Source organism: Sphingomonas sp. PP-F2F-G114-C0414, from assembly GCF_003688595.1.
Taxonomy (GTDB): domain Bacteria; phylum Pseudomonadota; class Alphaproteobacteria; order Sphingomonadales; family Sphingomonadaceae; genus Sphingomonas.
Genome location: NZ_RCWT01000009.1, coordinates 638,277 through 661,148 on the forward strand (window position 1 = coordinate 638,277; position 22,872 = coordinate 661,148).

Below are 22,872 nucleotides of genomic sequence, written 5' to 3' on the forward strand. Positions count from 1 at the left end.
TCGCGCTTCTGCTCCCCTCCCGCTTGCGGGAGGGGTCGGGGGAGGGGCTCTGGCCTCCTCCAACGGCACGGGCGGGGCTATGTCAGTCCCTCCCCTGACCCCTCCCGCAAGCGGGAGGGGAATCAAGGTCGAGGCAGGGGCTTCGCTGGCGGCTTTCATATGGTTTCGGACTGGTGGGCCGGCGGAGACACTGGTGCGGCCCGATACGGCGAATGATCTAGCTGGATTTTTGCGTGATCTTGATCCTTCGACGCCCGTGCTGCCGGTCGGGGTCGGCTCGAACCTGATCGTGCGCGACGGCGGCGTGCCGGGGGTCGTGGTGCGTCTCCCCAAGGCGATGGCGAAGGTGTCGGTGCAGGACGGCCGCGTTCGTGCGGGTGCGGGGGCGATGGGGATTACCGTTGCCAGTGCCGCGCGGGATGCTGGGATTGCCGGGCTTGAGTTTCTGCGTGGGATACCGGGCACCGTTGGTGGCGCGGTTCGGATGAACGCGGGGGCTTATGGACGGGATGTCAGCAATATTCTCGTCGAGGCTACCGTCGTCACGCGCGACGGTTCGGTCGAGACCTGGTCCGCCGAGAAACTCGGGTTCACCTATCGTCACTCGGACCTGCCCGCGGGCGCCGTCGTGGTCGAAGCGGTGTTCTCCGGCACGCCCGGCGAGCCCGCCGTGATCGGTGCGGAGATGGATCGGATCGCCGCCGAGCGTGAGGCTTCGCAGCCGCTGCGTTCGCGCACCGGGGGGTCGACGTTCAAGAATCCCGAGGGCCACAAGGCTTGGGCGTTGATCGACGCGGCCGGGTGTCGGGGGCTGACTCGCGGTGATGCGCAGGTCAGCGAGAAGCATTGCAATTTCCTGCTGAACCTCGGGTCCGCGTCGAGCGCGGAGATCGAGGCGCTGGGTGAAGAGGTACGGGATAAAGTGAAGGCGCATTCGGGGGTGACGTTGGAATGGGAAATCCAGCGGGTTGGTGAGTACCTCCCCTCCCGCTTGCGGGAGGGGTCGGGGGAGGGCGGTCTGGATACCGGCATCTCGCATCAACCCCTCCCCCGACCCCTCCCGCAGGCGGGAGGGGAGCAGTGAGCGCGCCGCTTCACATCGCAGTCCTGATGGGCGGCTGGTCGGCGGAGCGTGAGGTTTCGCTGATGTCGGGCAACGGCTGTGCGGACGCGCTGGAGTCGCTCGGGCACCGGGTTACGCGGATCGACATGGGGCGGGATGTTGCCGCCAAGCTCGCCGAGGCCGAGCCTGATCTCGTGTTCAATGCGCTGCATGGGACGCCTGGCGAGGACGGTTCGGTGCAGGGTCTGCTCGACCTGATGGGTCTGCGATACACGCACTCCGGCCTCGCGACGTCGGTGATCGCGATCGACAAGGTGCTGACCAAGCTGCTGCTCGTCCCCGCGGGCGTGCCGATGCCAGGTGGGCGGATCGTCAAGTCGGCGGACTTGTTCGAGAGCGATCCGATGGCGCGGCCGTATGTGCTGAAGCCGGTCAACGAGGGCTCGTCGGTCGGGGTGGCGATCGTCACCGACAGCGGCAATTACGGAAATCCGATCGCGCGCGATAGCGTCGGGCCGTGGGGCGAGTTCGAGGAATTGCTCGCCGAGCCCTATATCCGTGGGCGTGAACTGACGACCGCTGTGCTCGGCGGCAAGGCACTTGGCGTGACCGAGTTGAAGCCCAAGAGCGGCTGGTACGATTACGACGCGAAATACACCGACGGGATGACGGTCCACGTCTGCCCGGCCGAAATCCCCGACGAGATCACCGATGCGTGCAAGAGCCTCGCGCTCGAAGCGCACCGGTTGCTTGGCTGCAAGGGCGCGTCGCGGTCGGACTTCCGCTGGGATGACGAGCGCGGCGTCGATGGGCTGTTCCTGCTCGAGGTGAACACGCAGCCGGGGATGACGCCTTTGAGCCTCGTGCCCGAACAGGCGCGACATATCGGCATGAGCTATGCCGAGCTGGTCCAGGCAATCGTCGACGAAGCGCTTCAGGACCATCCTTCTCCATGAGCCGCACGATTAAGCGCGGTCCGCCGCCCAAGCGGCCCGCCCCGCGCCGGAAGGTCGCGGTCAAGAAGGTGTCGGTGATGGACCGGCTGGTCGGGATGCTCCCGGTCAGCGAGGATACGCTCCGGAAAATCGCGACCTGGTCGATCCTCGGCGCGGGCGGCGCGGTGGCGATTGCGGCAGCGACGTGGGTCGGCATTCCCGGCATGATCGGCGCGGCGGTGGCCGAGGGTGCCGGGCGTGCGGGCTTCAAGGTCGAGCAGATCGAGGTCACGGGGCTCAAGCGGATGGACCGCATGTCGGTCTACGCGGTCGCGCTGGAGGACAAGCAGAACCAGACGTCGATGTTGTCCGTCGACCTTGAGGCGGTCCGCCAGAAGCTGCTGCGCTATGGCTGGATCGCGGACGCGCACGTCTCGCGGCGGCTGCCGAACACGATGCTGGTCGATATCGTCGAGCGGACCCCCGCGGCGGTGTGGCAAGACAATGGCCAGCTCACGCTGATCGATTCGTCGGGGGTGCTGCTCGAGCCGGTTCAGCCCGATGCGATCCCGAACCTGCCGCTGGTGATCGGTCCGGGCGCGGATCGACAGGAGGCGTCGTACCAGACGCTGCTCGCCGCCGCGCCTGCGCTGAAGCCGCGCGTGAAGGCGGCGACTTGGGTTGGCAATCGGCGCTGGGATCTTACCTTCGAGAGCGGCGAGACGTTGGCGCTGCCGGAAGACGGTGCGCCGCGTGCGCTCGTGAAGTTCGCCGAGTTGGATGGCGCGCGGCCGTTGCTGGGGCGCGGCTGGATCCGGTTCGACATGCGCGATCCGACCAAGCTGGTCGCGCGCAAGCCGGGTGCGAGCCTGGCGCACAGCGTCGACGTGCCGGCACCTGCCAGCGCGGGGGCAAGCGCGCCGGCGGCAGGCGAGACTGTGAATACTCCGTCGCAAACGGCGGGCGCGAACGTAACGGGCGGGGAGGGATGACATGGCAAAGGTGGCACCGGAAGGGCTGATCACGGCGCTCGATATCGGGTCGTCGAAGGTTTCGGCGATGATCGCGCAAAAGGGGGACGGCGGCGAGCTGATCGTGCTCGGCACCGGCCAGCGCGAGAGCCGCGGCGTCAAGCGCGGCTATATCGCCGACATGGCGACGACCGAGGCGGCGGTGCGCGAGGCGGTCGAGCAAGCCGAGCGGATCGCGGGGATCAACATCGAGAATGTCTGGGTCGGATTCTCGGCCGGTGGGCTCGTGTCCGACGTCGCCGAGGTCGAGTTCGAACTGGGCGGTCACCGCGTCGAGCAGCAGGATATCGATGCGTTGCTTGCCGCCGGGCGCAACTCGATCGATCCGCAGGGCCGCATGGTGCTGCACGCGCAGCCGGCGCTCTATACGCTCGACGGGCTTACGGGGGTGAAGACGCCGCTCGGTCTGCACGCCGATCGGCTCGGCGTGCACATCCATGTCGTCGCGGCGGACGGTTCGCCGGTGCGCAACCTCGATCTCTGCGTGCGGTCGGCGCATCTCGAAGTGAAGTCGATCATCGCCTCGCCGGTCGCCACCGGGCTCGCGTGCCTCAGCGACGAGGAGCGCGAGCTTGGTGTCGCGCTGGTCGAGATGGGGGCGGGGATCACCAACGTGTCGCTGTTCGCAGGGGGCATGCTGGTCGGGCTGACCTCGATCCCGATCGGCGCGCAGGACATTACCGACGATATCGCCAGCGCGTTCGGCACGCGGCGGCAGAATGCCGAGCGGATGAAGTGTTTCCACGGCTCGGCCAATGCGAGCCCGCGCGATAATCACGACATGATCCCGGTCATGCCGATCTCTGCCGAGGACGGCGCGGGCGAAGGCGCGCAGATCACCAAGGCGCAGCTGATCGGCGTGATCCGCCAGCGGCTCGAGCATCAGATGGGCGAAGTGCGCAACGCGCTCACCAAGCTGAAGTTCGAGGGGCCGGTCGGGCGTCAGGTCGTGCTGACCGGCGGTGGTGCGGAGCTGAAGGGCATCGCCGATTACGCGCAACAGGCGCTCGGGCGGTCGGTGCGGATCGGTCGACCGCGTGGTCTGACCGCGCTGCCGGAAGCGCATGGCGGACCGGCGTTCGCGACGCTAGCGGGGTTGGCCTTCTATGCGGCGACCAACCCGATCGACCTTCGCGGGCTCGCGCCGCAGCGGACGACTGTCCATCGGCCAAAGGGTATGGGCATGATGCGCAAGTTGATTCAGGCAGCACGCGCGAATTATTAAGAGTTTCGAAGCGTCTGGCGTTATTTCGGCTGGAACAGGCCGTGACGTTGGTGCACACAGATTAATCAGGGGCCCGGCCGTAGCGTATCTACCGGGTTGTGCGGAGAACGGCGATGAGCATCGAATTCCTTAGTCCCGAAGTGGACGATCTGGCCCCCCGCATCGCGGTGATCGGCGTCGGCGGCGCAGGCGGCAACGCGATCGCCAACATGATGCGGGCCGACGTCCAGGGCGTCGACTTCCTCGTGGCGAACACCGACGCGCAGGCGTTGAAGCAGTCGACCGCCCCGCAGCGGATCCAGCTCGGCACCAAGATCACGCAGGGTCTCGGCGCCGGTTCGCGTCCCGAGATCGGTCGCGCGGCCGCCGAAGAGACGATCGACCAGCTCGCCAAGATGCTCGAGGGCGCGCACATGTGCTTCATCACCGCCGGCATGGGCGGCGGCACGGGCACGGGCGCAGCGCCGGTCATCGCCAAGGCGGCGCGCGACATGGGCATCCTGACCGTCGGCGTCGTGACCAAGCCGTTCGCGTTCGAGGGCAATCGTCGCGCCAAGTCGGCCGAGGGCGGCATCGACGAGCTGCAGAAGTATGTCGACACGCTGATCGTCATCCCGAACCAGAACCTGTTCCTCATCGCCAACGCGAACACGACCTTCAAGGAAGCGTTCACGATGGCGGACGAGGTGCTCCAGCAGGGCGTCCGCAGCATCACCGACCTGATGGTGATGCCGGGCCTCATCAACCTCGATTTCGCCGACGTCCGCTCGGTGATGCAGGAGATGGGCAAGGCCATGATGGGCACCGGCGAGGCTAGCGGCGACAACCGTGCGCTCGAAGCTGCGCAGAAGGCGATCTCGAACCCGCTGCTCGAAGGCGTCAGCATGCGCGGCGCGAAGGGCGTCATCATCTCGATCACCGGCGGCGACGACATGCGCCTGCTCGAAGTCGACGAAGCCGCGAATCACATCCGCGACCTGGTCGATCCCGATGCGAACATCATCTGGGGCTCGGCGTTCAACCAGGAGCTCGAAGGCAAGATTCGCGTCTCGGTCGTCGCGACCGGGATCGACGCCGACGCGCGTCCACCCGAGGTTGCACCCGAGCCGACCCGCTCGTTCAGCTTCGGATCGCGCAAGACGGACGAGAACACCTCGTTCCGTCCGAGCGAGCCTGCCGCATCGTCGGCCGCGCCTGCTGCGTCGTCCGCCGACGAAGAGCCGCTCGACCTGAACGCGTCGTCGGAAGTCGAGCCGTCGGCGTCGAAGTCGGATGACGAGCTGGTGCTCGGTGCCGAGACGATGGTGCCGCAGGCCGCGCCTGCGCCGGTTGCTCCTGCACCGCAGCCGGCGCCCGCGCCGCGCACGTATGGCGACGAGCCTTACGGTCGTGGTCCGATCGCGCGCCCAGCTTCGGCATCGTCCGTCCCGCCCGCTCGCGCACCGATCGCGCCGGCTGTTCCGGTGCCGACGCCCGCTGCCGACGAAGGTGGTGCACGTCGCCGCTGGCTCGCTCCGGGTGCCGAGGCTGCCCCCGAGGCGGTTCCCGCCGCACCGCGCGTCAAGCTCGGCGGTACGTTGTTCGAGCGCATGTCGAATGCGGCACGCGGTGCTGCGAAGGAAGACGGCGAAGCGGCCCCTCAGGACCCGCTCGACATCCCCCGCTTCCTGCATCGTCAGAACAACCAGTAAGCCGGGAATCATCCTGTCGGCGGGAGGTCGACTGACGGGTTTGAGTTTGAAGCGCGCCTCGAAAGCTCCGTCACGCCAGGCTTGTTCCGGCATCCACCGCACCGCAGCTCGCCGATCAGCGATACGCGGCACGATGGACCCCGGAACACGTCCGGGGTGACGGAGCATCTAGGAGGAAGGCGTGTCACAAGCTGATAGATACTGCTCTTGAGCGAATGACTCTGCCCAACGCATCGTTCGTCGCCACCGCGCCCCGGTTCGCCGCGACCCGCGCACGCAAACATTGCCGGTTCGGTCGGGCTGGCGTCTAGACAGATGATCCTCATGACCCGCTCGTCCCATCATTTCCTGACCGCTGCGCTGGCACTCGTGCTCGCGACCGCGCCGTCCGCCGCGTCCGCGCAAGGCGTCGTCCAGGCACTTCCGGGCACGACCGATGCGGACAAGCTCGGCGACGTGATGCGCCAGCTGGCCAGCAATCCGCGCGACATCGATGCGCTGATAAAGGCCGGCGATCTGTCGATGGGGCTCGGCGATCTCAGCGGTGCCGCGGCGCTGTTCGCGCGCGCCGAGAAGGTGAACCCGCGTGATGGTCGTGCGAAGGCGGGGATGGCGTCGATTCTCGTCCGGTCCGAGCGTCCGGGCGAAGCGCTGCGTTATTACGCGCAGGCGGAGGGTCTCGGCCTCGATCCGCGCAAGTTCGCCGCCGACCGCGGCCTCGCCTATGACCTGATCGGCCAGCAGGACCGGGCGCAGCGCGATTACCGCGTGGCACTCCGCGATGCGCCCGATGACGAGACGATCAGGCGCTACGCGTTGTCACTCGGTATCTCGGGCAAGCCCGAGCTTGCGATCCAGCAGCTTAATCCATTGCTGCTCAAGAGCGATCGTGGCGCATGGCGCTCGCGTGCGTTCATCATAGCGATGAACGGGGACGTCGCCGGTGCCGAGAAGATCGCGACGACGATGATGCCGGCTGGCACCGCACAGGGTCTGCAACCGTTCTTCCAGCGCCTGCCAAGCCTGCCGGCGAGCGACCGCGCCTTCGCTGTACATTTCGGCGAGGTCCACGCGACGCCCACGCGTCTGGCCGACGCGCGGATGACCCCGCCGCTGGGCATGCTGGCGCCCGATCCGACCGCGCCGGTTATGGTCGCCGCCGTGCCGCGACCGGCGGTCGTCGCGACCTCCGGCAAGACCAAACGCAACCGGCGCGGCAAACCGGATCGGACCGAGATGGCCGCGACTACCACGCGTGCCGCTGCGACGATGCCTGTTGCGGCGACACCCGCGTCGACTATGCCCGCTGCGATCGCGCCACCGCCCCAACTGGCGTCGGTTCGGACGGTGCAGGCCGCGCCTGTGCAAGCAGGAGGGCGCATCGCAACGCCGCAGCCGACCTATCGCGCGCCGCAAGTCGCGCAGGCAGCGACTGGAGGGCCGCAAACCCCGTCGCCGGTTTTGGCGGCGCGGGTCGCGCCAATGCCGACCGGGGCGTTGCCGGCGACTACCGTGACGCAGATGGCCGCGGTGCCCGCTGGTCGCATACAGTCGGAGAGCAACAAGCGGGTGGCCAATTCGGTGGCTGCCGCAGCGACACGTACGCCCGCCCAATCCGCGACGGCGAGCCCCGTGCAACCGGCGCCGGTGCAGCAGGCAGCGGCCCAGCCGACATCCGTACAGCCGGTGCCCGTACGGCAGGCCAGCGCCGCGCCGCTGCCGAGCCCCGGTTTCTCCGCTGGTGCGACACCCTCGACGCCGCCGGTCGAGGTGGCCGCCGCGATCCCGCCGCGCGCGGTTGCGGCGAGCGAGGACTCGATCCTCGCGCGGATCGTCGCGGGGCTGTCGATCCCCGCTTCCGAACTCGGTGTCGCACCGATGCATCCCGCGCCCGTCGTGACGCAGGCCGCTGTCCCCATGCCCGACGATGCCGAACGCGTGCTTGCGGAGGCCAAGGCCAAGACCGAGCGTGACGCAGCGGCCAGGAAGATCGCCGCCGAGCAGCTCGCCGCGGACAAGAAGGCTGCCCTCGATAAGAAGGCGGCTGCGAGAAAAGCGATCGCGGACAAGAAGGCGCTGGCCGAGAAGAAGGCCGCCGCGGCTGAGAAGCTCGCCGCCGATAAGGCCGCGGCCGAGGAAAAGCGGATCGCGCGCGCCAATCCCGAGCGGGTCTGGGTGCAGGTGTCGACCGGCGCGACCGAGGGTGACCTACCCAAGGCTTGGAAGAAGGCGAAGGCCAAGGCACCGACCGTATTCGGCGCTCGCGGCGGCTGGACTGCACCGTGGAAGGCCACCAACCGCGTGCTCGCCGGCCCGTTCAAGACCGATGCGGAAGCACGCACCTTCGTCAACCAGCTCGCCAAGGAAGGCGTCTCGACGTTCACCTTCACCAGCGATCCCGGCGAGATCATCACGAAGCTTCCTGCGAAGTGAGCGCGTTCGCACTCGGGCAGTCGAAGTGAGTTACCGCGCGCCCTGGGCATCGGACCCGGCGCGCAGCAAAGGACGGCTTCACGAGGAACAGAACGGGTCCGTCCGTGGCCCGCGCGACGCCTTCCAGCGCGACCGCGACCGGATCATCCACTCGATCAGCTTCCGGCGACTGCGCCACAAGACCCAAGTGTTCATGGCGCCCGACGGCGATCATTTCCGCGTCCGCCTGACGCACAGTCTCGAGGTTGCGCAGATCGGCCGGACGATCGCGCGGACGCTGGCGCTGAACGAGGACCTGACCGAGGCGCTGTGTCTCGCGCACGATATCGGTCATCCGCCGTTCGGCCATGCCGGCGAGGATGCGCTGAAGGCGGCGCTGAAGGGGCAGGGCGGGTTCGATCACAACGGCCACACGCTACGCACGCTGATGACGATCGAGCGGCCGTATCCGTTGTGGAACGGGCTGAACCTGACGTGGGAAGCACTCGAGGGCCTCGCCAAGCATAACGGCCCGGTGCGGCATCCGGGTTGGGCGCTGGCGACGGCGGATGCGGAATACCCACTCGCTCTGACCAGTTTCTCGAGCCTCGAAGCGCAGGTTGCGGCGATCGCCGACGATATCGCCTACGACAATCACGACATCGACGACGGTCTTCGCGCCGGGTTGCTGACGCTCGACCAGATGCTGGCGGTGCCACTGGTCGCGCGCGGCTGGGACGACGTGCGACGGCGCTTTCCCGATATCGAGCCGAAGCGTCTGGTCGGCGAACTCGTCCGCACGCAGATCGGGACGATGGTCAACGACCTCATCGCCGAGACGCGCCAGCGGATCGCGGCGAGCGGCGTCACCAGCGTCGACGACGTCCGCGATGCCGGCCAATGCCTGGTCGGCTTCTCGCCCGAGATGCGCGAGGCGGAGCGCGACCTGAAGCGCTTCATGTACGCCAATCTCTATCACCACCCGCGCCAGCTTGCCGCGGCGGATGCGGCACACGGAATCGTCTCAGGCCTGTTCGCGGTCTATCGCAACGATCCGATGACCATGCCCGAGGAATGGCGCGACCGCCTGCCTGCGGAGGATCCTGACCGCAGCAGGCATATCGCGGATTTCATCGCGGGCATGACGGACCGGTATGCCGTATCGCGCTACCGCGAACTGGTCGGCCCGATCGACCTGCCCGAAGGGTTCTGAGGCAGAGACATCGTTCGTCCGTCATCCTGACGAAAGTCAGGATCCAGAGCCACTAAGGGCATCGCCCGTTACCCTGGATCCTGACTTTCGTCAGGATGACGGCGGTGTCTGAAACCAAACGCAAAACGGCGGCCGGACCGAAGTCCTACCGCCGTCATGCCGTCTCACGAAGAAGTCAGCTCAGCGCGTAACCGCAGCGATGCCGCCAGCCGCGCCATTGGCCTCGATGGTCTTGAACGCGACCGGAACGCCGCCCGACACACCCGATACGCGATCGCCGCGGACGATCAGGTGGAACTTCTGCCCCGACGGATAGCGGTGGCCGTCGATAACTTGGCGGCTGCCGTCCTGCGTCGAGGTGTAGACATACGTGCTGCCCTCGTGGACGAAGCTCTGCTTGGCGTCGGCGGCCATGCCGATCGTCGAGGTGAGGGCTGCCGCTGCTGCTGCGATGATCTTGATAGCGTTGCGCATGATCGTGTCTCCCGCGTGGTGCATCGAGCCGGATCGAGTCTCCACCCAACTCTCGATCCAATGAAATATTGCGGTGCAGCATCAGTTGCAATTGCAAACCTATCCGTCGCGATTGCGTACCGTGCAACGACGAATTGCAGCGCGGATGCGACCAGCGGCGCGCGTGACATACTTGCACGACATTTGACGCGTACGCCGGGTGACGAAGGAGAAGCGTCGTGTCTGCTTCCAGTATAGCGCTCAATCGGTTTGGCCTCGGCGCAAGGCCCGGTGATACCATTGCCGGCGATCCGGCGAAGTGGGTGTTGGCACAGCGCGAAGGGTTCGAGCCGCGGCCGGCGGTGATCGCAACCGCGCCCTCGACTGCCGGGATTTCGGTCGGGCTCGTCGCCTATTATGCGCAGGAAAAGGCGATCAAGGCGCAGTTCGGGCCGCGCACGCCGAAAGTTGCGATCGGCATGGGCGGGAAGCCCGCGGTCTCCGGTCCCACGATGTCCGGCGCGATGAGTCCCGCCCCCGTGCCCCCGGGCGTTGCCCTTCCAACCATGGTGCAGCCTCCTGCCACGCCGGGCGCGATCGATCCCGGAACGGCGGCGCGGCAGGAGGCGCGACAGGTCATCGGCAAGCAGAGCCGCAGTGATTACGGTGCGGCGGTTGCGGCGCGGACGATGGCGGCGCTGACCGGCGACGCGCCGTTCGTCGAGCGACTCGTGCATTTCTGGGCGAACCATTTCGCGGTCTCGACCGAGAAATTCGAGGTAATGGCGCTCGCCGGGCCAATGGAGTTCGAGGCGATCCGCCCGCATGTGCTGGGCAAGTTCGCCGACATGCTGAACGCGGTCGAGCGGCATCCGGCGATGCTGCTGTATCTCGACCAGGCGGTGTCGATCGGTCCGGACAGTCCCTTTGCCGTCCGGAAGACCAAACGACGCACCGGATTGAACGAGAATCTCGCGCGCGAGATCATGGAGTTGCACACGCTCGGCGTCCGCAGCGGCTACAGTCAGGCCGACGTCACCGAATTCGCGCGCGCGATGACCGGCTGGACGGTCGCGGGCATCGGTCGTGGCCCCGGTGCGCGCGTCCAGGACGATTCGCGCGCGGGCGCCTTCCTGTTCCTCGACGACGTTCATCAGCCCGGCGATCGAACCGTCATGGGCAAGCTCTATCCCGCGGCGGGGGAAGCGCAGGCACAGGCGGTGCTGTCCGATCTCGCGGTCCACCCCGCGACGGCGACGCACATCGCGACCAAGCTCGCCCGGCATTTTGCCGGCGATACGCCGCCCCCGGCGATGGTCGCACGGCTGAAGACGGCGTTCCTGAAATCGGGCGGCGACCTGCCGACGGTCTATCGCGCGCTGGTTGCCTCGCCCGAGGCATGGGTGGCGCAACCCGTGAAGTTCAAGTCGCCATGGGAATGGTATGTCTCGACCCAGCGCGCGCTCGGCACGACGACGGTCCAGCCCGGTGTCACGGTGGGGATGATGAACCAGCTCGGCCAGCCGATCTGGCAGCCGGGGCAGCCGATCGGGTACGACGATATCGCCGCAGCATGGGCCGGCCCCGACGCGATCCTGCGGCGTGTGGAGGCGGCGGAACGGTTTGCCGCGCGGGCGGGGGCGGTCGATGCGCGGGCGTTGGCGCCGACGCTATACCCCGCCTCGCTCAGCCCCACCACTGCGCAGGGCCTGTCTCGCGCGGAAAGCCCCGCGCAGGCGCTCGCACTGTTGCTCGTCGCCCCCGAATCGCTGCGGAGATAGTCATGCTCGACCGTCGTTCCTTCCTCACCACCGGGACGCTTGGCGTGCTGGCGTCCGCCTTCGCGCCTCGCATCGCCTTTGCGCGCGCGGCGACCGACAAGCGGTTCGTCTTCATCATCCAGCGCGGCGCGGCCGATGGTCTCGGCACGATCGGTGCGGTCGGCGATCCGGCGTTTGCGGGCGTGCGCGGCGATCTCGCGGCGGACTTTGCGACGGGCGCCAAGCTCGACGGCATGTTCACGCTGCACCCGGCGATGACCGCGAGTGCCGTGCTCTACAAACAAGGCCAGGCGCTGTTCGCGCACGCGATCGCGTCGCCCTACCGGGATCGGTCGCATTTCGACGGCCAGAACGTGCTCGAAACGGGTGGGGTCAGCGCGTATCAGGTCCGCGACGGCTGGCTCAACCGGCTGCTCGGCGTGCTGCCTGCGGACGAGGCACGCGCAATCGCGGTCGCGGCGACCGTGCCGATGGCGCTGCGGGGGCGGCGCGAGGTGGCGTCCTATGCGCCGTCGAGCCTGCCGGACGCGTCCGACGATCTGCTGCAACGCGTCGCGATGTTGTACGAGGGCGACCAGCAACTGCACGGCCTGTGGAGCGAGGCGATGGCGACGCGGCAACTCACCAGCGATCTCGCGCAGGACGGCGGGCGCAATGCGGCTGCGACCGGTGCGCTCGCCGCGCGGTTGCTCAAGCCCGACACCGGCGCGCGGATCGCGATGATCGAGACCGGCGGCTGGGATACGCACACCGGCCAACGCGGCCGGCTGACCGCGCAATTGAAGGGCCTCGACGCGATGGTCGCATCGCTGCAGGCGGGGCTGGGGCCGTTATGGGCGGACACGATGGTGCTGGTCGCGACCGAGTTCGGACGGACCGTCGCGGTCAATGGCACCGGGGGGACGGATCATGGCACGGGGACATCGGCGATGCTGTTCGGCGGCGGCGTGAAAGGGGGCAGGGTAGTGTCCGACTGGCCGGGCCTCGCGCCCGCCGCGCTGTACGAGGCACGCGATCTGAAACCGACGATGCAACTCGACGCGTTCATCGGCGGTGCGGTGTCGTCGCATTTCGGCGTCGAGCCAGCCCGTGCGATGGCCGCGTTGTTTCCTGCGAGCGCAAGGACGGCGGTGGTTGAAGGGCTGGTGCGGGTCTGAGTGTTGGGGGGGCTGTAGATGCGCCCGACCGAGTCGCCGCTCGCCCGCGCTTCTTTACCGGAAGAGCCGCAACCTTCACCAAGTCCGTCATCCTGACGAAAGTCAGGACCCAGAGTACCACATGTCGCCCTTTATAACCCTGGCTCCTGACTTTCGTCAGGATGACGGGGGGGCTAAACATGTGCCCCATCCCATCCGTCATCCCCGCGGAGGCGGGGACCCATATCTCGGGACGGCAGCTATACCTCGCCTGGCTAGCCAGTATGGCGTCCCGCCTTCGCGGGAATGACGGTGGGACTGGTCGACACGTATCACCCGTCCCTCCAACGGGATTAAAATTGAGCGCAAAGCCGCGATGGTCTAGAGCGCGCGTTTCCTTGACGTACCGGGACTGCCATGACGCTCTACACCCGTTTCGCCGCGCATATCGATGCGGCGCTCGACACGCTGACCGCGGCGGGGATGCTGCCGGCTGGTCTCGACCGCAAGAACGTTACGGTCGAGCCGCCGCGCGACACGAGCCACGGCGATCTCGCGACCAACGCCGCGATGGTGCTCGCCAAGCCCGCCAAGACCAATCCGCGCGTGCTCGCGGATGCGCTGGTCGTCGAACTGTCGAAGCTCGATGACGTCGCCTCGGCGAGCGTCGCGGGACCCGGCTTCATCAACATGAAGCTCACGGACGACGCCTGGCGCGCCGAACTCGCCGCGATTCCCGAGGCGGGCGCCGACTACGGCCGGTCGAAGCAGGGCGACGGGATCACCGTCAACATCGAGTATGTCTCGGCAAACCCGACCGGTCCGATGCACATGGGGCATTGCCGTGGTGCAGTGGTCGGCGATGCACTTGCCAGCCTGCTCGAATTTGCCGGCCACAAGGTGATCCGCGAATATTACGTCAACGATGCCGGTGGTCAGGTCGACGTGCTCGCGCGCTCGGTCCACCTCCGCTACCGCGAGGCGCTCGGCGAAACCGTCGAGATCCCCGAGGGCCTGTATCCGGGCGACTATCTCGTCCCCGTCGGCCAGTCGCTCGCGAAGGAGTTCGGCGACCGCTACGTCGGCGCGCCCGAGAGCGAATGGCTGGTCATCTTCCGCACGCAGGCGGTCGCCGCGATGATGGTGATGATCCGTGCCGATCTGGCCTTGCTCGGGATCGAGCACGAGGTGTTCGCGTCGGAGGCCGAACTTCAGGCTGCGAAGAAGCCTGAGGCAGCCGAGGCGGAATTGCGGTCGCGCGATCTGGTCTATGACGGCGTGCTCGAAGCGCCGAAGGGCGAGACGACCGACGATTGGGAGCCGGTCGAGCTGCCGCTGTTCCGCTCGTCGCAGTTCGGCGACGACCAGGATCGCCCGATCAAGAAGTCGAACGGGTCGTGGACCTATTTCGGCGCCGATCTCGCCTATCATTTCCAGAAGAGCCAGAGCGCCGACCAACTGATCGACATCTGGGGCGCGGATCATGGCGGCACGGTCAAGCGGATCGTCGCGGCGGTCGCGGCGCTGACCGGCGGCAAGACGCGGTTCGACGTCAAGCTCGTCCAAATGGTCCGGCTGCTGCGCAACGGCGAGCCGGTCAAGATGTCGAAGCGGTCGGGCAATTTCGTCACGTTGGCCGATGTCGTGCGCGAGGTCGGCAAGGATGTCGTGCGCTTCACGATGCTGACTCGCCGGTCCGATGCGCAGATGGATTTCGACTTCGCCAAGGTGGTCGAGGCGTCGAAGGACAACCCGGTTTTCTACGTCCAGTACGCGCACGCCCGCATCGCATCGCTGCATCGGCGTGCGGAAGAGGCCGGAATCACGCCTATTTCTGCGGATTTGTCCCGGCTTGATACGGACGAACTGGCGCTCGTACAGCTTGCGGCGCAGTTCCCCCGGCTCGTCGAGATCGCCTCGACCGCGCGCGAACCGCATAGAATTGCGTTCTATCTCTATGACTTGGCGGCTGCGTTCCATGCGCTGTGGAATGTCGGAAACGACCGTCCTGACCGTCGTTTCCTGGTGATCGAGGATCCACAGGCGACCGCGGCACGGCTTTTCTTGGCGTCCGCTATAGGGCAGATTATTCATAACGGCCTCGCCATCATGGGTGTCGAAGCGGTTTCGGAGATGAAGTGATGGCCGAAGACATGGATCTGCGCGAGGAAGACCGGCTCCCCTGGCTCGAAACCGTCGAACCGGACGAGCAGGAAACCGTTGGCATCGGCCGCGTCATTGCGCTCGTCGTGCTCGGTCTCGCGGTGCTCGCGGCGATCATCTTCGGCATCTACAAGCTGCAACAGCGCGCGCCGACCGGCGATGGCCAGATGATCGCCGCGCAGGAAGGCGACTACAAGGTCAAGCCCGACGATGCCGGCGGCCTGAAGGTCAAGGGCGAGGGCGACTCGGCGATCGCGACCAGTGCGGGCAAGTCGGGCAACGGCGCGATCGATCTGCGCGGCGTGCCGGAAGCGCCGGTCGACGGCAAGCGTGCGGCCGCGGCCAAGGCTGACGACGCAGCGGGCCGCAACGCGGTCGCACAGGTTCCCGCATCGGGTGGTCGGCTGGTCGCCAAGGCACCGCTGTCAGCGTCGAAGCCGAGTGGCGCTGGCGCGGCTACTGGCGGTTCGCTGGTCCAGCTCGGTGCGTATCCAAGCGAAGCAGTCGCCAACGCGGCCTGGACGAACTTCTCGAAGCGGTTCGCGTATGTCGGTGCGCTCGGCAAGTCGGTCCAGCCGGTCGCGACGGGTGGTCGGACCCTGTATCGTTTGCGCGTGAACGCGGGCAGCGCGAACCAGGCGGCGGATATCTGTGGCCGGTTGCGGGTCGCTGGCGAGACTTGCTTCGTCGCCAGCTAAGAGCTGTGGCGATCGGCGGGAGCTTACTGTTTTCCGCAGACCCTGGCTGAACGCCGGTTGTCATAGATATATTTGTTGCGCGCGGTTTCGGTGGCATAATAACACCGCCAAGGTGCGACCGGCCTCGCGCACGGCGCTCTGCTTGAGGTTGCGCGGCGCGTTGCGGTCGCGCGACGCTATCGCACAGTCGATCGTCTTCGCCTGGCTTGACGACTCGCTAGGGCATCACACCACGCGACGATGCTTTCCACCGTATTTGCGCCCGATATAATCGCCGATCTGTGCGACTTCGGTCGCTGCGGCCAGCGCGCCGTTCATCTGGCAAGGAAGTGGATCGCTATCGTGATTGGCGACCCGGGCCTGAACCTTGTCGCACAGCTCCTCGATATCCGCGCGAGAGAGAACGTTCTTCTCTCGCAGGAGGCAGATAAGGCTTTGCAGGATGACGAGGTTTTTGTCCTCGGGGTCCGCTTCGAGCTTCAGGGGCGTTGCCATCATGCCTCTCCTTCAATGTTTTCAGTAGACTATGCCCATCTGGACCCGTTGCAAGCCCTAAAGCCAAAAATGGCGTACCGATTGCTCGAAACTGGAGGACTGTCCTCCTGGTCGGCAGGCGTTTTCAGCGTCAATCCCGTACCGGATAAGTTATCTTCCATTCCTTCCGGATGCTGTCGGTCCGAGTGAAGCCGGGGTGACGGAACGGGTTGGCGTGCTTATCTGTGTGCGATGTACAAACCAAAAGCCGGTCTTCCGACGCGCGAGCAGATCCTCGACTTCATCGCCACCTCCGACGTGCCCGCGGGCAAGCGCGAGATCGCCAAGGGCTTTGGGCTCAGCGCGCAGGACAAGATCGGGCTCAAAGCGTTGTTGAAGGACATGGCCGACGAGGGGTTGATCGACAGTGCCCCCGGTCGCGCGTTCCACAAGATGGGCGGCATCCCCAAGGTGACGGTGCTGCGGATCGCCGATGTCGACGACGGCGGCAACGTCTGGGCGGTCCCGGAGCGCTGGGAGGCGGAAGGCGTACCGCCGCCACGCCTGCGCGTTCGCGAACGGAAACGTGGTGCGCTTGGCGTCGGCGAACGCATTTTGGCGCGGACCGAGGAGGCCGGGAACGGCTGGATCGCGCATCCGATGAAGGTGCTCGCGCCTGCCTCCGAGCAGGTGCTCGGCGTGTTGCGCGAGGAGGCGGGGCGGCTGTGGCTGACCGGTGTCGACAAGCGCGAGCGGCGCGAGTTCGCGGTTGCGGACGCAGGTGGCGCGGCGCCGGGCGATCTGGTGTTGGCGGAACTCGCGGGTAAACCGCCCAAGATCGCGGCACGCGTCGTGTCGAAGCTGGGCGATCCATTTGCGGCGCGCAGTTTCTCGCTGATCGCGATCCACAAGCTCGGCATTCCGGACGTGTTCTCGCAGGAGGCGCTCGACGAGGCGGAACGGGTGTCGAAACTGCCGCTAGGGGAGGGCCGCGAGGATCTGCGCGACCTGCCGATCGTCGCGATCGATCCTGAGGATGCGCGCGATCACGACGATGCGGTGTGGGCGGAGGCGGATGACGATCCCTCCAACGCCGGCGGCTGGAAGGCGATCGTCGCGATCGCCGATGTCAGCTTTTACGTGCGGCCGAAGTCCGAGGTCGACCGCGAGGCGCGGCGGCGCGGGAACTCGGTGTATTTCCCCGACCGCGTCGTGCCGATGCTGCCCGAGATCCTGTCGGCGGAGGTATGTTCGCTGAAGGAGGGCGCGGACCGGGCGGCGCTCGCATGCCATCTCAGGATCGGCAAGGACGGTTCGCTCAAATCATGGCGGTTCACGCGCGCGGTCGTGCGGATCGCGGCGAACTTGGCGTATGAAGAAGCGCAGGCGATCATCGACGCCACACCGCCGGTGGTGGACGAGCGCGGCGATATGCTGAGCGTATTGCAGCCGCTCTGGGCTTGCTGGCATGCGCTGGCCAAAGCGCGGGATGCGCGGGCGCCGCTCGATCTCGATTTGCCGGAGCGTCGCGTGGTGCTCGACGAGCAGGGACGGATCATGTCGGTGTCGCCGCGCGAACGGCTCGATGCGCACCGGTTGATCGAGGACTACATGATCGCCGCCAACGTTGCCGCCGCCAAGGCGCTGGAGGCGAAGAAGGCGCCGGTGATGTACCGCATCCACGAGCCGCCGAGCCGCGAGAAGTTGGCGGGGCTGAAGGAATATCTCGAGACGTTCGACGTGCCGTTCGCGCTCGGGCAGGTCGTTCGTCCGGCGACGTTCAACCATATCATCGAGCGGATCGGCGACGCGGATTTCCGGCCGCAGGTGATGGAGCAGATCCTCCGCACCCAGACCCAGGCCTATTACGCGCCCGGCAACCACGGGCATTTCGGCCTCAGTCTCGGCAGTTACGCGCACTTCACCTCGCCGATCCGGCGCTATGCCGATCTGCTCGTCCACCGTTCGCTGGTGTCCGCCTACGGCCTTGGCGAGGGCGGGTTGCCGGCGGACGATGCGGCCAACATGGAGTCGGTCGGCGAGATCATCAGCCGGCTGGAGCGTCGCGCGATGGAGGCCGAGCGCGACACCACGGATCGCTATGTCGCGGCGTTCCTGTCGGAGCGCATCGGCCAGGTGATGGACGTGCGGATCACCGGCGTGACCAATTTCGGCTTCTTTGCGACGGTCGAGGGGATCGGGGGCGATGGCCTGATGCCGGTGCGTGATCTGGGCGGCGAGTATTTCCGCTTCGACGAGGGCGCGCGGACGCTGACCGGCGAGCATAGTGGCGACGTTTTCGCGCAAGGGCAGACGCTGGAGTTGCGCTTGGCAGAGGCGAACCCGGTTTCGGGCGCTCTGCGCTTCGAGATGCCCGAGGGGAAGGGGGCCGCACAGCCTCCACGGGGCGGCCGCAAGCCGGTGCGCGAGATCAAGCGACGTGGTCGCCCGGCGAACATCCGCCACCAAGGCAAGCGACGTTAGGATTTGCGCAAACCCCCCGCGCTATGCGAGATCGGCGCGGGGGGAAGAGTATGAGGGGACTTATTCTAGGCCGATCGCGTCGACGGATCGTCAAGGATTTCGTTGCGGCACGGGCCACGTCGGCTGATCGTGCGATCCCCTATGTCGCGAACGACGCGCGGATATTTCGCCAACTTCGAGTCTATGGCGCGATCGTCGACGACGGGGCCGGGCGTTACCATCTCGACGCCCGCAAACTTGGCGCATTTCGCGCGTCGGTACGACTTCGAGCCGCAGCGATCGTCGGGGTATCGGGCGTCGCTGCAAGCGTTGCGGCGGCGGCGACGGTCTTCGCGCTTGCCGAATAAGCTCTCGCCGGTAAATCTGACTCCATCCGGCATGCCGATGGCGTTGCGACCGCATCGGATCCGCGGAGTCATCCCGGGGCTGTTTCTGGCGCGACACGCGATCGGACCCGACGATGCGATCGCCTTCCTACCGCGTGATGCCTGGGAGCAGGCGGCTTTCGATCGGCTGCGCGCCAACGGCATCGTCCGCGAAACCGCACCAGGCCGCTTTTACTTCGATCTCGACGCGCATTATGCTGCGATCGAGCGACGCCGACGTCTCGCCGTGCCGATCGCCATCATCGTCTCGGTGCTGATTGCCTGGATCGCCACGCGGTTTTTCCGCGGTTGATCACCCGACCGTGAAGGTCAGCCCCGCCTTCGCCACCAGCCGGTCGCGCAACTTCGCCCCCATCAGCGCACCCGGTGTCCAGATCCCGCCATCGCCCTCCACGTCCTGGACGAGGCACAGCGCCGCCTCGGCGATCATCTTGCTGGTCGAGCCATAGCCGGGATCACGGTCGCCGGTGACGACCGCGTCGATCCGCTCGCCGTCGGGCATGATGCCTGCGAACAGAAGGTCGTAATGGCCGGCGTCGCGCTCCTCCTTCGACGGGCCTTCGCCGGGTTTCGGCCCCTTGTCGCCCGAGAACGGATTGAACTTGGCGATCGCTTCGGCCGCTACCTTGCCGAGATCGCCGAGGCCGGCGACCATCATCTCGTCATAGACGAAGTCCGCGCCATAGGCCTCGCCGAGCAGGAAGTTCGTGCGGTGGACGTTCTTGGTGTTGATCGGCGCCATCACGAACGGTGCGACCCAGGCCGAGAGGGTCGTATCGTATTCGGGGAGCAACCCGGTCGGCTGGTGCGGTCCGCTGAAGCCCGGCGTCAGCGCGAACGGGCTGGTCAGCAGCTTGACGATGCCGGGATCGCGCGCGGCGGCAGCCAGCGTCGCCTTGAGGCTGGCCGCGGTGCCGCCCGAGAACGTGCCCTGCATTTTCCGCACGCGGCCTTTCACGCGCGGTGCTGGGGCGCCGTATTTGGCCTTTGCCGCCTCCTGCAACGTCAGCACGCCGAGATCGAATGGGATCGAGTCGAAGCCGCAGGAGAACACGATGCGCGCACCGGTCCGCGTCGCTTCGCCTTCGTGCGCGTCGATCATGTGGCGCATCCAGGCTGGCTCGCCGCACAGATCGACGTAACCGGTGCCGGTCGCGGCGCAAGCGGCGAGGAGGTTGGAACCGTAGAGCTGGTACGGTCCGACCGTGGAAATGACGACGGTGGCGCGTTCGGCCATGGCGCGGAGGCTGGCGGGATCGTCGGAGTCGGCGGTGATTAGCGATATGTCGGCAGGCGCTCCGATCAGGTCGCGGACCTCTTGCAGCTTCGCGAGCGATCGCCCCGCCATCGCCCACCTAACGCCCGTGGGATAAGTCTGGACGAGATACTCCGCCACGAGCCGGCCGGTGAACCCGGTCGCGCCGTAGATGACGATGTCGAAGTCGCGCATATCCATCTCCTGTTTTGCCGAGTTTGCGCGCGCAGTCATGGCATCGCAAGTGAAACGCCGTCGTCGGGGTGGCTCGCCAAGGCCGCGACGATCTGCGAGGATCGCCCGATGGCATCCGATCCCAAGACCGTCGCGTTCATCGTCGATCAGCTCGCTGCGGCGGGGGAGGTCTCCGCAAAGCCGATGTTCGGCGAATACGGCGTCTATTGCGACGGCAAAATGGTCGCGCTGATCTGCGACGACCAGCTGTTCGTGAAGCCGACCCCGGGTGGCCGCGCGTTCGCAGGGGCGATCGACGAAGCGTCGCCGTATCCGGGGGCGAAACCGTGCCTGCTGGTCGATGCCGATCGCTGGGACGACGCCGACTGGCTGGCCGAACTCGTCCGTATCTCGACCGCGGAACTGCCGATGCCGAAACCGAAGAAGTCCAAGCTCAAGAAGGTCTAGGCGGCCTCGTTGAACTGCAGGCTGGCGAGCCGCGCGTAGAGCCCGCTGTTGGTCATTAGCGACGCGTGCGAGCCTTCCTCGACGATCTGACCATCGCTCATCACGATGATCCGCTCCGCCGCGCGTACGGTCGCTAGGCGGTGCGCGATGACCAGTGTGGTACGGTTCGCCATGAGCCGCTCTAGCGCTTCCTGCACGAGCCGCTCGCTTTCGGCATCGAGCGCACTGGTGGCCTCGTCGAGCAGCAGGATCGGCGCGTCGCGGAGCAGCGCGCGGGCGATCGTAACGCGCTGGCGCTGGCCGCCCGACAGCCGTGCGCCGCCTTCGCCGAGGAACGTGTCGAGGCCTTCGGGCAGCTTGCGCAGGAATTCGGCGGCGTTGGCGGCTTCGGCGGCGGCCCAGAGCTGGTCGTCGGTCGCGGACCAGTCGCCGTAGCGGAGGTTGTCGCGGGCCGAGGCGCCGAAGATGATCGTTTCCTGTGGGACCATTGCGATCCGTGCGCGGACTTCCGCCGGGTCGGCCTCGCGGAGGTCGATGCCGTCGAGCGTCACGCGGCCGGCGTCGGGGTCGTAGAAGCGCTGGACCAGCTGGAAGAGGGTCGTCTTGCCCGCGCCCGAGGGGCCGACGACGGCGACCGTCTCGCCGGGCTTCACGTCGAGCGAGAAGCCGTTGAGCGCGGCGACGTCGCGGCGCGTCGGGTAGTGGAACTGCACGCCTTCGAACGCGAGCGCGCCGCGTGGCGGTTGGGGCAGGGCGACCGGGTTAATGGGCGCGGCAATCTCGGGCTTTTCGCGCAGGAGTTCGGACAGGCGTCCGGCTGCTCCGGCGCCGCGCAATAGGTCGCCATAGACCTCGGTCAACGCGCCGAACGCGCCTGCGACGATGCCTCCGGTCAGGACGAACGCGGCGATCGCGCCACCGCTGATGCGGCCGGCGGCTACGTCGATCGCACCTTCCCACAGGACCAATGTGATCGATCCGAAGACGAGGCCGATGACGATTGCCGTCATCACCGCGCGGAGCATGATCCGGGCGCGAGCCGCAGCAAACGTCGCGCCGACCGCGTACGCGAACCGCGCGGCCTCGCGGTCTTCCTGGCCGAATGCCTGCACGACCTTCATCGCGCCGAGCGTTTCGGTGGCGATCGAGCCGACGTCGGCGACGCGGTCCTGCGACGTGCGCGAGTAGTTGCGGACGCGCTTGCCGAGCAAGGCGATCGGCAGGATGATCAGCGGGATGCCGATCATCAGCATGCCCGCGAGTTTCGGCGAGATCGCGAACAGGTAGATCAGCCCACCGATGCCGGTGAAGGTGTTGCGGAGTGCGATCGATACCGTGCTGCCGACGACCTGTTCGATCAGCGCCGTATCCGATGTCAGGCGCGAGGCGATCTCGGACGGGCGGTTCTCCTCGAAGAAGCGCGGCGTCAGGCGGAGGAGGTGGCGCTGCACGTTGGTGCGGATGTCCGCGACGACGCGCTCGCCTAGCCACGAGACGTAATAGAAGCGCACCGCGGTCGCGAGCGCGAGTACCACGACGATCATCAACAAATAGTGGAACGAGTTGGCGACCGACCCGCCCGCGCCGGGGCCGAAGCCCCGGTCGATGACGCGCTTGAACCCGTACGGAATGCCGATCGTCGCCGCCGAGGTCATCATCAGCGCGAGGCCGGCGAACGCGATCTGGCGAGGATATTGGGAGGCGTGACGCCACACCATCGCGAGATCGCCGATCCGGCGGGACGTCTTCTCTTCGGGTATCGGCTTGGCCATGCGCGGTGCCTAGCAGTGGCGGGGGTGGCGCTCAACGAGAACCGGGCGTCGCAGAGAG

General features: G+C 66.9%; 19 protein-coding genes. 15 read left to right on the top strand and 4 right to left on the bottom strand.

The window, feature by feature from the left end:
* Nucleotides 1-79 precede the first annotated feature (79 nt).
* The 7 genes from murB (at nt 80) to C8J47_RS03555 (ending at nt 9,570) form a co-directional block, all read left to right on the top strand.
* A complete protein-coding gene (gene murB, locus C8J47_RS03525) occupies nt 80-1,084 on the top strand; it encodes a UDP-N-acetylmuramate dehydrogenase (RefSeq protein ID WP_121884435.1) in 1,005 nt (334 codons plus the stop codon).
* On the top strand, nt 1,081-2,019 hold the full coding sequence (locus C8J47_RS03530; protein WP_121884436.1) for a D-alanine--D-alanine ligase: 939 nt from the start codon (nt 1,081-1,083) through the stop codon (nt 2,017-2,019). The genes murB and C8J47_RS03530 overlap by 4 nt, the downstream gene beginning before the upstream one ends.
* Entirely contained in the window at nt 2,016-2,990 is a 975-nt protein-coding gene (locus C8J47_RS03535; RefSeq protein ID WP_121884437.1) for a cell division protein FtsQ/DivIB, read from the top strand. Before C8J47_RS03530 ends, C8J47_RS03535 begins: the two co-directional genes overlap by 4 nt.
* 1 nt (nt 2,991) lies before the next feature.
* Nucleotides 2,992-4,254 (top strand): cell division protein FtsA, encoded by a 1,263-nt coding sequence (gene ftsA / locus C8J47_RS03540; RefSeq protein WP_056051322.1) that lies wholly within the window; start codon nt 2,992-2,994, stop codon nt 4,252-4,254.
* 113 nt (nt 4,255-4,367) lie between these two features.
* Nucleotides 4,368-5,945, top strand: a complete 1,578-nt coding sequence (gene ftsZ / locus C8J47_RS03545; RefSeq protein WP_121884438.1) for a cell division protein FtsZ — start codon at nt 4,368-4,370, stop codon at nt 5,943-5,945.
* Between the two features lie 324 nt (nt 5,946-6,269).
* Nucleotides 6,270-8,378 carry a tetratricopeptide repeat protein gene (locus C8J47_RS03550; RefSeq protein ID WP_121884731.1) on the top strand — a complete coding sequence of 703 codons (2,109 nt, stop codon included), beginning with the start codon at nt 6,270-6,272 and terminating at the stop codon, nt 8,376-8,378.
* Nucleotides 8,379-8,403: 25 nt separating this feature from the next.
* Nucleotides 8,404-9,570 (top strand): deoxyguanosinetriphosphate triphosphohydrolase, encoded by a 1,167-nt coding sequence (locus C8J47_RS03555; protein ID WP_121884439.1) that lies wholly within the window; start codon nt 8,404-8,406, stop codon nt 9,568-9,570.
* A 180-nt stretch (nt 9,571-9,750) separates the two neighbouring features.
* Here C8J47_RS03555 and C8J47_RS03560 read toward each other — a convergent pair whose 3' ends face one another.
* On the bottom strand, nt 9,751-10,044 hold the full coding sequence (locus C8J47_RS03560) for a hypothetical protein (RefSeq protein WP_259467329.1): 294 nt from the start codon (nt 10,042-10,044) through the stop codon (nt 9,751-9,753).
* Between the two features lie 218 nt (nt 10,045-10,262).
* Here C8J47_RS03560 and C8J47_RS03565 point away from each other — a divergent pair, with 218 nt between their 5' ends.
* From C8J47_RS03565 to C8J47_RS03580, 4 genes are all read left to right on the top strand, one after another.
* Nucleotides 10,263-11,804, top strand: coding sequence for a DUF1800 family protein (locus tag C8J47_RS03565; RefSeq protein ID WP_121884440.1), 1,542 nt, complete (start codon nt 10,263-10,265; stop codon nt 11,802-11,804).
* Between the two features lie 2 nt (nt 11,805-11,806).
* Nucleotides 11,807-12,961: a DUF1501 domain-containing protein gene (locus C8J47_RS03570; protein ID WP_121884441.1), complete on the top strand. Its 1,155-nt coding sequence runs from the start codon at nt 11,807-11,809 to the stop codon at nt 12,959-12,961.
* A 396-nt stretch (nt 12,962-13,357) separates the two neighbouring features.
* Complete coding sequence (gene argS / locus C8J47_RS03575; protein WP_121884442.1) at nt 13,358-15,082, top strand: arginine--tRNA ligase; 1,725 nt, start codon at nt 13,358-13,360, stop codon at nt 15,080-15,082.
* The gene (locus C8J47_RS03580) at nt 15,082-15,801 is read left to right on the top strand and encodes an SPOR domain-containing protein (RefSeq protein WP_121884443.1); all 720 of its coding nucleotides are present in this window, start codon (nt 15,082-15,084) and stop codon (nt 15,799-15,801) included. The genes argS and C8J47_RS03580 overlap by 1 nt, the downstream gene beginning before the upstream one ends.
* Before the next feature lie 225 nt (nt 15,802-16,026).
* Here C8J47_RS03580 and C8J47_RS03585 read toward each other — a convergent pair whose 3' ends face one another.
* Nucleotides 16,027-16,299, bottom strand: a complete 273-nt coding sequence (locus C8J47_RS03585; protein WP_235529827.1) for a hypothetical protein — start codon at nt 16,297-16,299, stop codon at nt 16,027-16,029.
* 228 nt (nt 16,300-16,527) lie between these two features.
* Between C8J47_RS03585 and rnr the strand changes: the two genes are divergently transcribed.
* Genes rnr through C8J47_RS03600 form a run of 3 tightly spaced genes read left to right on the top strand, consistent with a single transcriptional unit; the run spans nt 16,528 to nt 19,437 of the window.
* On the top strand, nt 16,528-18,759 hold the full coding sequence (rnr, locus tag C8J47_RS03590; protein ID WP_121884444.1) for a ribonuclease R: 2,232 nt from the start codon (nt 16,528-16,530) through the stop codon (nt 18,757-18,759).
* A gap of 50 nt (nt 18,760-18,809) precedes the next feature.
* A complete protein-coding gene (locus C8J47_RS03595) occupies nt 18,810-19,106 on the top strand; it encodes a hypothetical protein (RefSeq protein ID WP_121884445.1) in 297 nt (98 codons plus the stop codon).
* A complete protein-coding gene (locus C8J47_RS03600) occupies nt 19,096-19,437 on the top strand; it encodes a hypothetical protein (RefSeq protein WP_147454269.1) in 342 nt (113 codons plus the stop codon). The genes C8J47_RS03595 and C8J47_RS03600 overlap by 11 nt, the downstream gene beginning before the upstream one ends.
* Here C8J47_RS03600 and C8J47_RS03605 read toward each other — a convergent pair whose 3' ends face one another.
* The gene (locus C8J47_RS03605) at nt 19,438-20,595 is read right to left on the bottom strand and encodes a trans-acting enoyl reductase family protein (RefSeq protein WP_121884733.1); all 1,158 of its coding nucleotides are present in this window, start codon (nt 20,593-20,595) and stop codon (nt 19,438-19,440) included.
* A gap of 108 nt (nt 20,596-20,703) precedes the next feature.
* Between C8J47_RS03605 and C8J47_RS03610 the strand changes: the two genes are divergently transcribed.
* Nucleotides 20,704-21,042 (top strand): TfoX/Sxy family protein, encoded by a 339-nt coding sequence (locus C8J47_RS03610; RefSeq protein ID WP_121884447.1) that lies wholly within the window; start codon nt 20,704-20,706, stop codon nt 21,040-21,042.
* Here the strand turns inward: C8J47_RS03610 and C8J47_RS03615 are convergent.
* Entirely contained in the window at nt 21,039-22,814 is a 1,776-nt protein-coding gene (locus C8J47_RS03615) for an ABC transporter transmembrane domain-containing protein (RefSeq protein WP_121884448.1), read from the bottom strand. The genes C8J47_RS03610 and C8J47_RS03615 overlap by 4 nt on opposite strands.
* Nucleotides 22,815-22,872 lie beyond the last annotated feature (58 nt).

What these genes read in the sequence shown, in the direction of transcription:
- murB (WP_121884435.1), top strand. Translation starts at nt 80, where the DNA reads ATGTCAGTCCCTCCCCTGACCCCTCCCGCAAGCGGGAGGGGAATCAAG.
- C8J47_RS03535 (WP_121884437.1), top strand. Translation starts at nt 2,016, where the DNA reads ATGAGCCGCACGATTAAGCGCGGTCCGCCGCCCAAGCGGCCCGCCCCG.
- ftsA (WP_056051322.1), top strand. Translation starts at nt 2,992, where the DNA reads ATGGCAAAGGTGGCACCGGAAGGGCTGATCACGGCGCTCGATATCGGG.
- ftsZ (WP_121884438.1), top strand. Translation starts at nt 4,368, where the DNA reads ATGAGCATCGAATTCCTTAGTCCCGAAGTGGACGATCTGGCCCCCCGC.
- C8J47_RS03550 (WP_121884731.1), top strand. Translation starts at nt 6,270, where the DNA reads ATGACCCGCTCGTCCCATCATTTCCTGACCGCTGCGCTGGCACTCGTG.
- C8J47_RS03560 (WP_259467329.1), bottom strand. Translation starts at nt 10,044, where the DNA reads ATGCGCAACGCTATCAAGATCATCGCAGCAGCAGCGGCAGCCCTCACC.
- C8J47_RS03570 (WP_121884441.1), top strand. Translation starts at nt 11,807, where the DNA reads ATGCTCGACCGTCGTTCCTTCCTCACCACCGGGACGCTTGGCGTGCTG.
- argS (WP_121884442.1), top strand. Translation starts at nt 13,358, where the DNA reads ATGACGCTCTACACCCGTTTCGCCGCGCATATCGATGCGGCGCTCGAC.
- C8J47_RS03580 (WP_121884443.1), top strand. Translation starts at nt 15,082, where the DNA reads ATGGCCGAAGACATGGATCTGCGCGAGGAAGACCGGCTCCCCTGGCTC.
- C8J47_RS03585 (WP_235529827.1), bottom strand. Translation starts at nt 16,299, where the DNA reads ATGATGGCAACGCCCCTGAAGCTCGAAGCGGACCCCGAGGACAAAAAC.
- rnr (WP_121884444.1), top strand. Translation starts at nt 16,528, where the DNA reads ATGTACAAACCAAAAGCCGGTCTTCCGACGCGCGAGCAGATCCTCGAC.
- C8J47_RS03595 (WP_121884445.1), top strand. Translation starts at nt 18,810, where the DNA reads ATGAGGGGACTTATTCTAGGCCGATCGCGTCGACGGATCGTCAAGGAT.
- C8J47_RS03605 (WP_121884733.1), bottom strand. Translation starts at nt 20,595, where the DNA reads ATGCGCGACTTCGACATCGTCATCTACGGCGCGACCGGGTTCACCGGC.
- C8J47_RS03610 (WP_121884447.1), top strand. Translation starts at nt 20,704, where the DNA reads ATGGCATCCGATCCCAAGACCGTCGCGTTCATCGTCGATCAGCTCGCT.
- C8J47_RS03615 (WP_121884448.1), bottom strand. Translation starts at nt 22,814, where the DNA reads ATGGCCAAGCCGATACCCGAAGAGAAGACGTCCCGCCGGATCGGCGAT.